The sequence below is a fragment of the Mesorhizobium sp. WSM4844 genome (assembly GCF_055811775.1).
In genome coordinates, this window is record NZ_JBVVQB010000014.1 from 78494 (window position 1) to 91804 (window position 13311).

At 61.3% G+C, this 13311-nt stretch carries 11 protein-coding genes; 4 read left to right on the forward strand and 7 right to left on the reverse strand.

Going from position 1 to position 13311, the window contains the following annotated elements; genetic code table 11:
- Positions 1 to 1180 (forward strand): molybdopterin dinucleotide binding domain-containing protein (locus AC0L2A_RS14065; RefSeq protein WP_473609282.1); only part of this gene is annotated, 1180 nt, incomplete at its 5' end.
- 91 nt (positions 1181 to 1271) lie between these two features.
- Complete coding sequence (locus AC0L2A_RS14070) at positions 1272 to 1757, forward strand: hypothetical protein (RefSeq protein ID WP_023796760.1); 486 nt, start codon at positions 1272 to 1274, stop codon at positions 1755 to 1757.
- 29 nt (positions 1758 to 1786) lie between these two features.
- Here the strand turns inward: AC0L2A_RS14070 and AC0L2A_RS14075 are convergent, their stop codons facing one another.
- Positions 1787 to 2818, reverse strand: coding sequence for a hydroxyacid dehydrogenase (locus tag AC0L2A_RS14075; protein ID WP_473609280.1), 1032 nt, complete (start codon positions 2816 to 2818; stop codon positions 1787 to 1789).
- 261 nt (positions 2819 to 3079) lie between these two features.
- Here AC0L2A_RS14075 and AC0L2A_RS14080 point away from each other — a divergent pair, with 261 nt between their 5' ends.
- Positions 3080 to 4516, forward strand: coding sequence for an aldehyde dehydrogenase family protein (locus tag AC0L2A_RS14080; RefSeq protein ID WP_473609293.1), 1437 nt, complete (start codon positions 3080 to 3082; stop codon positions 4514 to 4516).
- 184 nt (positions 4517 to 4700) lie between these two features.
- On the opposite strand, the gene AC0L2A_RS14085 is transcribed toward AC0L2A_RS14080, so the two are convergent.
- The 3 genes from AC0L2A_RS14085 to AC0L2A_RS14095 form a co-directional block, all read right to left on the reverse strand.
- Entirely contained in the window at positions 4701 to 6041 is a 1341-nt protein-coding gene (locus AC0L2A_RS14085) for a glucoamylase family protein (RefSeq protein WP_473609279.1), read from the reverse strand.
- Between the two features lie 51 nt (positions 6042 to 6092).
- Positions 6093 to 6845 carry an SDR family NAD(P)-dependent oxidoreductase gene (locus AC0L2A_RS14090; RefSeq protein WP_091592787.1) on the reverse strand — a complete coding sequence of 251 codons (753 nt, stop codon included), beginning with the start codon at positions 6843 to 6845 and terminating at the stop codon, positions 6093 to 6095.
- 229 nt (positions 6846 to 7074) lie between these two features.
- The gene (locus tag AC0L2A_RS14095; protein ID WP_473609278.1) at positions 7075 to 8004 is read right to left on the reverse strand and encodes a TIR domain-containing protein; all 930 of its coding nucleotides are present in this window, start codon (positions 8002 to 8004) and stop codon (positions 7075 to 7077) included.
- A gap of 457 nt (positions 8005 to 8461) precedes the next feature.
- Between AC0L2A_RS14095 and AC0L2A_RS14100 the strand changes: the two genes are divergently transcribed.
- A complete protein-coding gene (locus tag AC0L2A_RS14100) occupies positions 8462 to 9724 on the forward strand; it encodes an O-antigen ligase family protein (protein ID WP_473609277.1) in 1263 nt (420 codons plus the stop codon).
- Between the two features lie 132 nt (positions 9725 to 9856).
- Here AC0L2A_RS14100 and AC0L2A_RS14105 read toward each other — a convergent pair whose 3' ends face one another.
- From AC0L2A_RS14105 to AC0L2A_RS14115, 3 genes are all read right to left on the reverse strand, one after another.
- Complete coding sequence (locus tag AC0L2A_RS14105) at positions 9857 to 10645, reverse strand: class I SAM-dependent methyltransferase (RefSeq protein ID WP_473609276.1); 789 nt, start codon at positions 10643 to 10645, stop codon at positions 9857 to 9859.
- 173 nt (positions 10646 to 10818) lie between these two features.
- On the reverse strand, positions 10819 to 12027 hold the full coding sequence (locus AC0L2A_RS14110) for a polysaccharide biosynthesis/export family protein (RefSeq protein ID WP_473609292.1): 1209 nt from the start codon (positions 12025 to 12027) through the stop codon (positions 10819 to 10821).
- A 166-nt stretch (positions 12028 to 12193) separates the two neighbouring features.
- Positions 12194 to 12868 (reverse strand): sugar transferase, encoded by a 675-nt coding sequence (locus AC0L2A_RS14115; protein ID WP_091592795.1) that lies wholly within the window; start codon positions 12866 to 12868, stop codon positions 12194 to 12196.
- Positions 12869 to 13311: the final 443 nt, after the last annotated feature.

The following is a 13311-nucleotide window of genomic DNA, read 5'->3' on the forward strand; positions in this document are numbered from 1 at the left end:
CTATCTCCCCCCCGGGCTGGTTGGGCGGGTCCCCCCCCCCCCCCCTCCTCCCCCCCCCCCCCCACCCCCGCCCCCCCCCCCCCCCCCCCCCCCCCCCCCCCCCCCCCCCCCCCCCCCCCCCCCCCCCCAGGGGGGTGTTCAAGCTGGACATAGCTCAGCCAGCACCCGCTTCTTCGCCAACGGCAACTTCTACACACCCGACGGCAAGGCGCGCTTCATCCCGATCCGTCCAGTTCCGCAAACCCGCACGAACGAAAAATTCCCGCTGGTGCTCAATACCGGGCGGGTTCGCGACCACTGGCACACCATGACGCGGACGGGAAAAAGCCAGCGGCTGTCGCAGCACCTGGCCGAGCCGTTCGCCGAAATCTACCCGGCGGACGCGCAGCACTTCGGCATCGGCGATGCCGATATCGTCCGTGTCTCAACCGAGCATGGCGAGGTGCTGCTTCGTGCGCTGGTGACGGCGCGGCAGCGGCCAGGCTCGGTCTTCGTGCCGATGCATTGGACGGACCAGTTTTCCGCGCGGGCTCGTGTCGATGCGCTGGTGGCGCCCATCACCGATCCGATTTCAGGACAGCCGGCCTCGAAGAATGTTGCCGCCAGGGTGGAACGCTTCGCTGCCGTCGCGTTCGGCTTCGCAGTGCTTGCCGAACGGCCAGCCTCGATCGACGCCGACTATTGGAGCCTCGCCCGCTGCGCCGCCGGCTGGCGTCTCGAGCTTGCGCTGGAAGCCGACCGGGACTGGCCGGGTTTCGCGGCCTCGCTTTTCGGGGCGGACGCGCCAGGCGAGACGCTCGCCTATCATGATGTCGCCGGCGGGCACTATCGCTTCGCCCGCTTTGCCGGCAGCCGGCTGACTGGCGCGCTCTATCTTGCGCCCAGGCCGGTCGCGGTGTCGCGCGGCTGGGCGGTCGAGCAGTTGAGCGCGGACCATGCCGATCGGCGCGGGCGACTGGCGATCGTGGCGGGGCGGCCGGGCGGCAACAGCGTCGATCGCGGCGCCATCGTCTGCTCCTGTTTCGGGGTCGGCGCCAATCAGATCGCCGAAGCGGTGCGCGGAGGCTGCGTAAGCGTCGAAGCGATCGGCGCCACCTTGCATGCCGGCACCAATTGCGGCTCCTGCCGCGCCGAGATCAGGACCATCATCGAGGCGCGGCGCCTTCACGCGGCGGAGTGAGGGCGTCCAAAGCGCGTCGCGATGCTTACCAGCAATTTACAAACGGTGGGCTACCAACGTCCTTATTCGATTCGTTCCGAGCAGGACTATTATGAGCAAAGCCCTCACTTCATTCGCATTGGTGGCCATATTGACGGCTTTGCTGATGGCTCTCAGCCTGGCAGTGGCCAGGCATGGCTATCCCTTTGGTGCGATCGGCGCAGAACGCCTGGACGACGTCGCCGATGCCGGGACGTTTATCCCACTCGCGGGCGTGTACTTCTTCAGCGCGTTGCTGATGATGATCCTGCCGATCAGGGTCGCCGGCATCGTCCTGACACATGCTGCGGATGCGATCTTCTGGACAGTCATCGTGTTGTTCGCGGCCATCATTGGCGGCCTCGCCGCCAGATGGGCTTTCGATCGAAGCAATGTCCTGCCGGCACTGCTGAATTGGCGGTTCCTGTTTGTCGTGGCCGTCGTCGGCTGCCATCTCTTCATGAACGAGCTGCGCCGCAATATCCTGCTGAGAAGCCTGTTCTTTGTCGTCTTCGCCGCAGCGACGCTCGCCTGCCTGTTCTGGTCGTTCACCATCTGAGAAACCTCGCAGCCGCTGGGCCTGACGGCTCAGTTCTTGTCGACCGGCTTCGAGCGCATGCGCGAAACGGTCTCGCGTTCGGCCCGCTTCGAACGCATTGGCGGCAGGCCGCGGTCGATCAGGTCCATGTCTTCCAGCACCATGTCGCCCATGCGCTTGAAAGCGATGTCGAGCGCGCCGGCCCGGTGGGCGGAGCGCAGGAAGCCGGGCAGCGTGCGGACAGGATGGTCCTGCGCCAGCGGCTCTTGCGGAAACACATCGCTGGCGGCGACGATGTGGCCGCTGCGAACTGCATCCATCAGCGCCGGAAAATCGACCACGCCGGCACGGCTGAGCAGGATGAAGGCGGCTCCTTTGCGCATCCTGGCAAAGGCCTCAGTGCCGAGAAAACCCTGGTTTTCGCTGGTCACCGAAGCGACGACGAAGACGAAATCGCTACTCGACAAAACCGTGTCGAGGGAAGCCGGCTCGACGCCGTTCTCGATCAGGATCGAGGGCGGCAGCCACGGATCGAAGACCTTGGTCCGCGTGCGAAAGCCCGACAGCAGCCGGTTGAGCGCACGGCCGAGATCGCCGAAGCCGATGATACCGACATCCGCGCCGGAGAGAAGCCGCGCCGTCCGGTTACCCTCGCCGCCCCACAGCTCCTTGCCCTGACGAAACGCAAGATCGGCGTCGACGATGTCGCGGGCGAGGTTGAGCGCCATGGCAAGACCGAGCTCGGCCACCGGCTCGGCAAACACCATGCCGGTGGTGACGACATGGATGCCGCGCGAAAACAGCGTTTCATACGGCATGTTGTTGATGAGGTTGCTCTCGACATTGAAGACACAGCGCAGCGCCCTCATCCTTTCCAGCGACTCCGGCGCGATCGGCGGCTGGCCGACGATGTAGCGCGCTTCGGCGAGCACATCGTGTGGCAGGGCCGCGACGCCTTCTGGCGACGTTTCGACGATACGGTATCTGGCGCGGAATCTCGCCAGTGCCTCGGGCGTGAAAATCAGGTCGAGCGTGCGTGGCTCGGGCGCACTGATCACCAGCGGCAACGCGCTGTCGGACATGGCAGCCTCCTCCTGGCGCGATCCGCGTCGCGCCGCACTAGAATCATGGTTTACCACCTCGACACCCAAGCAGGCTTGCCGGGCTTCGCCTGCCGGGTTTGTGTTTGTCGCAGGTTTTTATCGGAAAACATCGAACACTTTTCCGAAACCTGCTTAGCACATGCCTGTCGAGGAGCAGAACTTTGCCGCTGGCGGCCTTGCGGTGTGGCGGCTGGTGGTCCAGATAGACGGCAATCGAAGGACAAGGAAGACAGCGACATGATCCCGTTTCGAAAGAACCTCATCGATGGCGAGTGGGTGGGCGATGCCGGCTCCCGCAACATCAACCCTTCCAATCTCGACGACGTGGTCGGCGAATATGCGTCGGGCGACGCCGAGCAGGCGCGGCAGGCCATCGCGGCGGCGAAAGCGGCATTTCCTGCGTGGTCCCGATCGGGCTTGCTGGCACGCCATGCGGTGCTGAGGAAGGCGTCGGACGAGATCACCGCGCGGAAAGATGAAATCGGCCGGGCGTTGGCGCGCGAGGAGGGCAAGACGCTGGTCGAGGGAATTGGCGAAACCGTGCGGGCCGCCCAGATTTTCGATTTCTTTGCTGGTGAGACGCTGCGCCTGTCGGGCGAGCTGGTTCCAAGCGTGCGGCCCGGCGTCGGTGTCGAGATCACACGCGAAGCGGTCGGCGTCGTCGGCATCATCACACCCTGGAATTTCCCGATCGCCATCCCGGCGTGGAAAATCGCTCCTGCCCTGGCCTACGGCAACACCATCGTCTTCAAGCCGGCCGAGCTGGTTCCGGAGAGCGCCTGGACCATTGTCGACATATTGCACCGTGCGGGCCTGCCTAAGGGTGTGCTCAATCTCGTCATGGGCAAGGGTTCGGTAGTCGGCCAGGCCATGCTCGACAGCCCTGACCTCAATGCCATCACCTTCACCGGCTCGGTCGGCACCGGCAAGCGCGTGGCTGCCGCCAGCGTCGAGCACATGCGCAAGTACCAGCTCGAAATGGGCGGCAAGAACCCGCTCGTCGTGCTCGACGATGCAGACCTAGCCGTCGCGGTCGACTGCGCGATCAATGGCGCATATTTCTCGACCGGCCAGCGCTGCACGGCGTCGTCCCGCCTGGTCGTGACGGACGGCATCCATGACCGCTTCGTCGATGCGATGAAAGATCGCCTCGCCAAGCTGGTCGTCGGCGACGCCCTCGAGGCGAAAACCCAGATCGGACCCGTCGTCGACCAGAGCCAGATGAAACAGGACGAAGACTATATCGCCATCGGCCGCCAGGAAGGCGCCGATCTCGCCTTCGGCGGCGAGCGGCTCGATCGCGAAACCCGCGGCTTCTACCTGCAACCGGCGCTATTCACGCAAGCCACCAACGCCATGCGCATTTCACGCGAGGAGATTTTTGGGCCGGTCGCCAACGTCATCCGCGTCAAGGACTATGACGAGGCGCTGGCGGTAGCGAACGACACGCCGTTCGGGCTGACGTCGGGCATCTGCACCTCGAGCCTCAAGCACGCCACGCATTTCAAGCGCAACTCGGAGGCCGGCATGGTGATGGTCAATCTGCCGACGGCGGGCGTTGACTTCCACGTGCCTTTCGGCGGACGCAAGGGATCGAGCTACGGCCCGCGCGAGCAAGGCCGCTACGCAGCGGAATTCTACACTACGGTAAAGACCGCCTACACGTTCGCCGGCTAAGTAAATCAAGCCAGACGAAATCGAACGGCCTTCCCAGCAGCGCGAGTTGCCGGGAAGGCGAACGTCTTCGTGGCCGAAACGACAGCGACCACTGGGCGCTAATGCATGTCGCGCACATGCATGAAACAGCAACCTAAAGCGCGTCGCAGGAGGCCGGTCAAACGCGGCGCGTTTTAGCCGTCATTCAGCAGGGGTCCTTGCGAGGAGGGCTCGCCGGCTGCGACAGCCAGCCGCCGGAGAACCCGGCCTTGCACAGGCCGCGACGGATATGCGGGCTCGACCGCATCAGCTCCCAGATCAGCCGCGAGCGGTGGTTTTCAATCATCAGCACGACGATGCCTTGGTCCAGTCCATAGTGCGCATCCGATATCCAGCCGCTCGGCCCGAACTTCCGCCGGTTCGCCAGCGTCGGGTTGAAGCCGCTCGGCATCCTGAAACCGTCGACCACCTCAGGGTGGCGTTCTCTGAGGTGGCGCAGCGCAGGCAGGCAGATTTCCGGTGCGAAGGGCAGCGATGCGAGATACGACCACGGCGCAATCGTTCCGTCATCGGGGCCGAACGGTGCGCCACGCGCTGCATAGCCGGAAAATTTGCGCGGCCGCCGCTCGATTCGCGCGCGGAATTTGCCGGGTCCGTCACCCGCCGAAAGTCCCCAAAGTGCTTCGCCGTAGCCGTCATAGCCAGAGGGGTTGTGCCGCGCATAGTCCCGGTGAAGGTAGGTCGCGCGGCGGCTGTTTTCGAAATAGTCCGAGTTCTTGTCCCGCATGAACGCATCCCGGATGCCATCGAAGTCAATCCATGCATGCGAGAATTGGTGCATGAACAGCGGGCCGCCGTAGAGCACGTCGTGGCCGTAGATGTTTTCCCACTGATATGTCGCCGTCCAGCCGGCATAGCTGTCGTCCGAGGCGGGTTTGTCGGGGGCGGCCATTGCCAGGACGTAAAGGATCGTCGCTTCGGTGTAGCCTTCCCAGCCATAACGCAGAAAACCGCTCTTCGGCTTCCAGCCCTGTCGCAAGGTCGGTCTGCTGCCTTGACTCCATCGCCAGTCGACGCGTCGGTAGAGCATTTCCGACAGCTCGCGGATTTCGGTTTCGTCGTCAGTGTCGCCTGTGAAATAGGCGCCAGCCGTGAGCACGCCGGCCATGAGCAGCGCCGTGTCAACCACCGACAACTCGCATCGCCAGGCGCGCAGGCCGGTCCGCATGTCGAGGAAATGGTAGTAAAAGCCTTTGTGGCCGGTGACGTCGTCGCCATCGCCTTGCCGGCTGTTCCAGAAGAAACGCAGTGCGGCAAGCGTCAGCTTCACGGCTGCGTCTCGTGCTATCCAGCCGCGCTCGATCCCGACCGGATAGCAGGACAGGGCGAAGCCGACGACTGCGATGCTTGCCGGCCAATTTGGCCGCGACGTGTCGGCAACCAGTCCGTTTTCCGCATTCACGGTTTCCAGAAAATAGCCGAAGGCGGCGCGCTGGAAGCGGTCGAGCAGTTCTTCGTCGGACTGTGGAGGTTCGACCCTAAGCAAACGACGTAAACTCCAGTCCGGCGTCCCAGGTTGCAAATCGTTCCAGTTGCTTCAATAGGTCGCCCGGCCGCCGGAAACGTCGAAAACGGCAGCCGTCGTAAAGGAACATTCCTCGGAAGCGATCCACGAGATCAGCGCCGCCACCTCCTCGACCTCGCCAAACCGCGCCATTGGTATTTTCGACAGCATGAAATCGATGTGCTGCTGGCTCATCTGCTGGAAGATCGCGGTGCGCACCGCTGCCGGCGTGACGCAGTTCACCGTCACCTTGGTCTTGGCCAGTTCCTTGCCCAGCGACTTGGTCAGGCCGATCACCGCCGCCTTGGAGGTGCTGTAGGCAGAGGCATTCGGGTTTCCCTCCTTGCCGGCGATCGAAGCGATGTTGACGATCCTGCCGTAATTGCGCTCGAGCATGTGCGGAACCAGCGCCTTGTTGCAGTAGAAGACGCCGTTGATGTTGATGTCGATGACCCGGTGCCAATCCTCCACCGAATAGTCCCAGGTCGTCATGTTCGGTCCGGTGATGGCCGCGCTGGTGACCAGGATATCGACCGCGCCAAGGGCTTCGATCGTCTGCCGGGCGGCCTGTGCGACCGCTACAGGATCGGCGACGTCGACGGTCACGCCGTGCAAGTCGGCGATGACAGCCTTGGCCTGCTCGATCTGGGTGGAGTTGCGATCCCAGACGCAAACGCGCCCGCCCTCTTCAACGATTCGTTGCGCGACGGCCAGCCCGATGCCTGAGGCGCCACCGGTGACCACGGCCGATCGTCCGGCAAACCGTCCCGCAAAACTCATTGGCATATGGTCTCCCTCATTTGCCCGCCCCGACGGGCGCTGGCGACACCGCCGGCGGCGAATGTGAAGTCAACAGCGGAGAAGTTCAAGCCGGGGACTGGAGCCTCGAACAGGTTCATGGTGGGCCAGGAGCAGGCGGTTGAGAGCCGCTCTTGGCTGTTTCCTCTCCATAAGATACTGAGCTGCGGTCGCGGCGAGGCGCCGGGCCCGTCCGAGCGACTCCCATGGGCGCCGTTCAAACGTTCTTGATCGACCTCCAATGGCTCAGCCGCTCCGCGATCAACTCCACTCGTCGCTGGTTGTCGCGCCCGTCCAGGATGCTCAAGTCCTCCGGTTCGGCGCGCAAGTAGACGCCTGAGGTGCGCGCGTTCAGTTTTGGCTGCGTGTCGGCGCGTGTGGTAAAGTACCCGGACGCGCGATCGGCGGACTCCAGCCGGATCTCCCCCGTCCCGTACAACTGCGACGCGTTCGCATCCAAGGGCCGTTCTCCATTCCAAAAGTAGAAGATGCCGGCAGGCTCCTTTCTCTCCTTTACCGCCTCGCTCCAGTATCTGGCGGACAGACTGCCATTCTCTTGCCATGAGCGGCCGGCCAACTCCAACGCGCCATCGCGGTCTCGCGAGATACGCAGGAGGCTCACGGCGGACGGTTCCTTTACGGTCCGCTCCGACAGGGAAAACTGCCACCAAAGGCCCTCTATTCGGGCGACGCGGCCTTCATTTTCAACAGCTTTTCGCAGCTTTTGGTTGACCGCTCTCATCTCCGCGGCGGTCGTCGCTTCGCCATACCTCACGGACGTCAGGCCCAGGAGATCGCTTGGAAGCTTGGAACCGTTGGCATGAAGGATAAACGTTCGGCGCATTCCAAGGACTCCGCCGAAAAGGCCGGCTTCGAAGACGACATTGTCTCGCGGAGAAGCTTGAGCGGATACAGGAGCAGATGATGCTGGCAGGCTTCCACTCGTCCAGTCGTCCTGGGCGAAGACGAAAGCGGCGAAGTCGACTTCCCGCGTAAGCTCGAGCAGGCGCCCCAGTGTGGTTGTCCCCGGATTGAAGGACGTCGTCCAGGGTTCCACATGCGCGATGTCTTCAAGACCGCGTGTCAGCGCCTGCAGCAGTTTTTTCTGCTTCCCCGACGAGCCCAGGAAGATTCGAGGTTTGTCCATCCGTTTGCTCCAACCCAGCAGATCGGGGACGACCAGCGTCTGCCTATTGTTGGTGCGGCCATCGTCTGGTTGTTCCCGAGATAGCGTACGCGGAGGGCCTCATTCATTGCAACGGATGCAACGAATGCCGGCTGCTATTTTTCGGTCCGGTGCTGAAAACAACTGCAAAAACAGTTCGCGCGGCGGTCATGCCGACCGTCTCGTTAAATGCGGCGGCGATGGCTTTTGACGGCGCCGATAGCGATGCCCCAGCCCTGCGCCGGGATGCTCGGGTTCTTGCCGCACGGCCTGTCGTGGCCTTTTACCGCCGTCTCGGGGCGCCTTATGGCTGTTTTTGCCTCATTTGGGTGACAGGCTGTGGGGGATGGGTTAATATTGCACTGCACAATCAGAGCGTTCGCGCATGGCGCGGCGGCGAATCGGCATTGAACTGCATGGACGGGAATTCGCTACCGAGATGAAGATTCCAAAATCTCTGTTGGTCGACCCGGAGAAGAGCACCGTCTACGGCGCATTTGCTGTTGCCATCTCCATTTGGGCGTTCTCCTACTCCTCGGTTTTCGGGCCGATCCTGATCCTGGCCTATTATGCGGTCTGGCTTCCCCTGATTCTGGTAGACTACCGGCGGCTGTTGCGGCATGCCTCCAGCGCGTGGCTGCCGCTGGCGTTTGCATTCTATGTCTGCCTCTCGGTGTTCTGGTCGGATGCCCCCGGTATCACGTTGAGGACGTCAATCCAGTATTGCTCCCATATCGCCTGCGCCTACATCGCCGCGCGCACCGTCAGCGTCCGGACGTTGACGATAGGCTCACTGATCGGGATTTTTGTCGTCCTGCTCTATTCGCTCAAGGTCGGGGGTTATTCCTATGATATGCTCGACGGGACGTACAATTTCGTCGGCGCATTCAGCTCCAAGAACCAGATCGGGTTTGTCGCCTCCCTTGGCATCTATTTTTGCATTGTCTTCCTGGTTTTTCTCAGGCGCGGCCGGATAAGCTTCATCCTGACGGCGCCCATCCTCGTCCTATCGGCCTATCTTCTGATCATGGCGCATTCCGCCACCTCGACGGCTTCGATACCGGCAGTTCTCGCTCTGGTGGCTCTGCTTGCCATGGCCAAAAAGCTTCCACTCCGCTACCGACGGGTGATTTTCGTGGTCGGCGCATGCGGGCTGGTCGTGGTCACCGTGGTTGCCTTTGCAGGACTTCTGGATTTCGTCCTTGGCGCCTTCGGAAAGGATTCCACGCTCACCGGACGGACCTATCTTTGGGAGCAGGGCTGGGAAGCGGCGCAGCAGGCGCCAGTCCTCGGCGTCGGCTACGCGGCCTATTGGGTGCAGGGGTTCGCCGAGGCCGAGCGGCTCTGGAACGAATTCTACATCACAACCCGAAGCGGCTTCCACTTCCACAACACCTATATCGAAGCCCTCGTCGAGCTCGGTTATGTCGGGGCGACGCTGATTTCGCTGATCATCCTGCGCACGCTATGGGGCCATATATCGGCCCTGATATTCAGGGCATGGCAAGCCGAGTCGGTGATTCTTGCCGGCGTGATGGTGCTTTTGTTCATTCGGTCCTTCGTTGAGATCGACACCTTCAATCCCTACATCACGGGTTCCTTCCTTCTGTATTACAGCTACTTCAAGCTGGTCAGGGTGCATGTCGCCCGTCCCCGATGGACCGCAGCGGACCTCGCGGAACCAGAAACCGCAGGGCGCTAAGCAAGGGCTAAAATATTACCTTGATTTTGGTGGCGCGCACAAAAACGCCGCCTGACAGCGCAAGGCCAAGCAATCATCTCATCTCACAGGCAGCAGGCGAGCCTCGCCCGAGTTGGGTTTGCTGCCTGTTGATCAGGCCCTGAGGGTCAGGAGCGCGTACCATGCGAACCGCTTCACAAAGGGAAGCGTCAAAACCACTGAATCGACAGCTTTGCCAACCGTGTAGACGGTCTCCGAGATGGTTCGCGGCATCAGCGCGCTTCCTACGGAGCACAGGCCGAAATAGTCCACCTGGACATCGCTGAAATAGCGGCGGGCCAAAGCGAAGTCCGAAATCAGCAAGGGATGTTCATCAGCGGTGCGGATGAGGGGTGTCCGCTTTCTGTAGGCATTCAGGAGCGGATTGTGTCCCATCGGCTCGTAGAAGGACGCCACGCCGTTCGGCTTCAGGACACGGACCACATCGGAAAAACACCGGTCCAGGTCCAGGTGATGGATGATCCCGCGTCCATACACCAGGTCGAACTTGTTGTCCTCGAACGACATGGCTTCCGCATTCATCGCCAGGAATGTAGCGTTCGTGCTTCCAAGCGCGCTCGCCCGTTCGTTCGCCTTGTTTACCGCTACATCCGAAATATCGATCCCCGTCAGAGATCGGCAATGATCGGGCAGGTGCAGGGAATGCAGGGACCACCCGCCATTGGAGCAACCGTACTCGAGCACGTCTGCATTTTTCGAAAGCCGTTTTATCTGCTCGTCTTGACGTTCAGCGCCATGTCGAATCGTTCGATACCACTTGTCCAGGCTTCCTCTTGGATCCTCCTCCTGACTAAACCTTAGATTGTGAAATTCTCTTTCTCGACTGACGATCTCGTCCCTTGCACTGTGCATGACGAAGTCCTCCTCGGATTTGAGTTGCAACTAAAGCACAACATCTCCTTGCGCTGTAATTACTCACGTCCCGAATTGGCGGCAGGCTGGCTTGTCGGGCAGCGAGCACAGTGTCGACGAGTTCAAGGTCGAACTCGTCGGGGTCGAACTCTTTGCCGATCGAATCTGTTCGGCTTGATCGGATCGGCCGATCGCTTGAAGGCTTACTGGCTTGCCATTGGCACCAGCTTCACCTTGATCACGTCCCCAGGCAGCACGGGTGTATCTTCGCTGGCGGCGATTTCGCTGGTCTTGCCGTCGACCATCCGGACCAGGCCAAACGACATCGTTGGCTCTTCGCCGTCGCGATAGCCTTGTAGCGCCGGGTTCCCCGACATGGCTTCGGCCATCAGGCCGGTGTGCATGTTCATCTTGAGCATTGTTTCGGCGAGATCGGCTTCTGCCTGTTGCCGGCCAGTGGCGAGGTCGGCATTCTGGGTGTTCTCCAGGTCGATGGCGTCCTGGTTGGCCTTGCTGATCGACTGCCTGGCGGTGAGGATAGCCGTTTCGTAATCCAGGATCTGTCCTTCCAGGTCGGCGATCGTTTGCTGCGAACCCAGAACCCGAGTGTTGACCACAAGGCCCTTTTGCGCCAGCGAACCGATGCCGCTGAGCTGTTCCTTTGCCAGGTCGACCTGCCGCTGCTGGTTGACGATCTTTTTCTGCAGCGAATCGATCTCGCTCTGCAGCAGCTTCTTCAAATCGTCGAGCGCCTGAAGGCGCAGTTTGAGATTCTTTTGATCGGCCGTCAGGATCGCCATCTCGTCGGCAACGATGCTTGCCAGCTTCGGATCCTCGGCCAGCTCTTTCGGCACGTCGAATGTCGGCTTGTCGGCGATCTGTGCTTCGATGCGCGCGCGCCGAACGATCAGTCGGACCCGTTGGTCCTGGAGAACGTCAAACTCGCCCTTGGCGTTGATCATGTCGCGGTCGTACCGCTGTCCTTCGGGGGCCCGCCGGACACCGCCGGCGATGCTCATCGCCCTCAGGACGGTCAGGTCGGGCACGTAGGGATACTGGCCCGGCGTCTGCACCTCCCCGGAAATGTAGAACGGCCTGTACTGCGCCATTTCGACGGAGGCTTCCGGCCGGTCCGCCAGAGCGAGCTTGCGCTGGAGCGCCTGGCTGATCGCCGCCGCGATCTCGGATGTGGTCTTGCCGGATGCCGGCATTTCGCCGACGAACGGCACCGACAATGTTCCAGACGGGCCGATCGTGTATTCTCCGTTGACGGCTGTCCAGTCGCGGAACGTGCCTTCAACGGTCTGCCATTCGGCCACGCGGATGGTCAGCTTGTCCTGGGATCCAAGCCGGTACTCGTCGGCCGCGGCGAGTTGCGGAACGGCGAGCGCCAGCGCGAGGCAGGTGGTCATAAGCCGCATCGGTCGCATGCGATTGCTAACCGTGCCGGCCCAGGAGATTTCGAAGATGTCTGTTTTCAACTGTATGTTTTCCGATTCGCTTTGGGCCGGTCCGATGAAGCTTGCTGCAGAATGCCTGGCGTCTGGACAGTCACTCCGCGCACCGGCTGCCGGCCGGTCAATAGCAGCCCCGCGACATCCAGACGGCAGGCACGGTCTTGATGATGATGCGAATGTCCTCGAACAGCGACCAGTTTTCGACATAGTGGCGATCGAACGCGACACGGCTGTCATAGGAAACGTCATTGCGGCCGCTGACCTGCCAGAGCCCGGTCAGGCCAGGGCGCGATTTCAGGTAATAGACGGCCGAACTGCCGTAGATTTCGAGCTCGTCACGCACCACCGGGCGAGGACCGACAAGGCTCATGTCACCCTGAAGGATGTTGATGATCTGCGGCAGTTCATCGAGGCTGAGCTTCCTCAGCACGGCCCCGACACGCGTGACGCGCGGATCGTTCTTGAGCTTGCGGGTAGCTATCCATTCGGCCTTGGCGTCCGGGTTGGCGGCAAGGTATGCCGCCAGCACCTGTTCGCCATTCTGCACCATAGTGCGAAACTTGAGGCACGGGAAAATCCGTCCGCCCCGCCCGATCCGCCTGTGACCGTAGAAAATCGGCCCGCCGTCGGAAAACTTGACAAGCAGCGCGACCATCACAAACAGCGGACTGAGAGCAACCAGCCCAATCAGTGAACCGGCGATATCGAAGCTGCGTTTGAGCAGGCCGCCGATTGGTGGAAAGTCGATACCGGCCTGTGGAAAATCCGCGTCGGCCGGCTTGGCTACGTCCCTCATGCATAAACTCCATACGTTGAACGGATGGTTTGCCGCACGATATCAAAAAAATGCTGCATCGCAACACACAATTCCTTGAGCGCCTGAAATAATCGCGTCATGCATTGATTAAATAATAAACCGATCCTGCGCAAATTTTGGCCTTTTATGGCGCGTTCGTGACAAATTATGGGCAACCTTGAAAAAGTTAGTGCCTTTTTGAGGCTGATTTTGGGCGTATCGCTCTTTGTGCCGCGTGGTTGAGAATTATCGTGCTGTAGCTTTTTAAAATATAAAGCGCTCCTAAAGTAAAATACTGATTAATATTGCGGCTCTTACTGACGTGAGTCGATACCGGGTGATTGGTTGTGATGCCGGGGTGTGCGTCGCAACATGGCAGAGTCGATCCCCCGAACTTATGCAAAATAATTTGCGGCTGGCCTTGCCCGCTATTGCACACCTTA

What these genes read in the sequence shown, in the direction of transcription:
- AC0L2A_RS14070 (WP_023796760.1), top strand. Translation starts at nt 1,272, where the DNA reads ATGAGCAAAGCCCTCACTTCATTCGCATTGGTGGCCATATTGACGGCT.
- AC0L2A_RS14075 (WP_473609280.1), bottom strand. Translation starts at nt 2,818, where the DNA reads ATGTCCGACAGCGCGTTGCCGCTGGTGATCAGTGCGCCCGAGCCACGC.
- AC0L2A_RS14090 (WP_091592787.1), bottom strand. Translation starts at nt 6,845, where the DNA reads ATGCCAATGAGTTTTGCGGGACGGTTTGCCGGACGATCGGCCGTGGTC.
- AC0L2A_RS14095 (WP_473609278.1), bottom strand. Translation starts at nt 8,004, where the DNA reads ATGGACAAACCTCGAATCTTCCTGGGCTCGTCGGGGAAGCAGAAAAAA.
- AC0L2A_RS14100 (WP_473609277.1), top strand. Translation starts at nt 8,462, where the DNA reads ATGAAGATTCCAAAATCTCTGTTGGTCGACCCGGAGAAGAGCACCGTC.
- AC0L2A_RS14110 (WP_473609292.1), bottom strand. Translation starts at nt 12,027, where the DNA reads ATGACCACCTGCCTCGCGCTGGCGCTCGCCGTTCCGCAACTCGCCGCG.
- AC0L2A_RS14115 (WP_091592795.1), bottom strand. Translation starts at nt 12,868, where the DNA reads ATGAGGGACGTAGCCAAGCCGGCCGACGCGGATTTTCCACAGGCCGGT.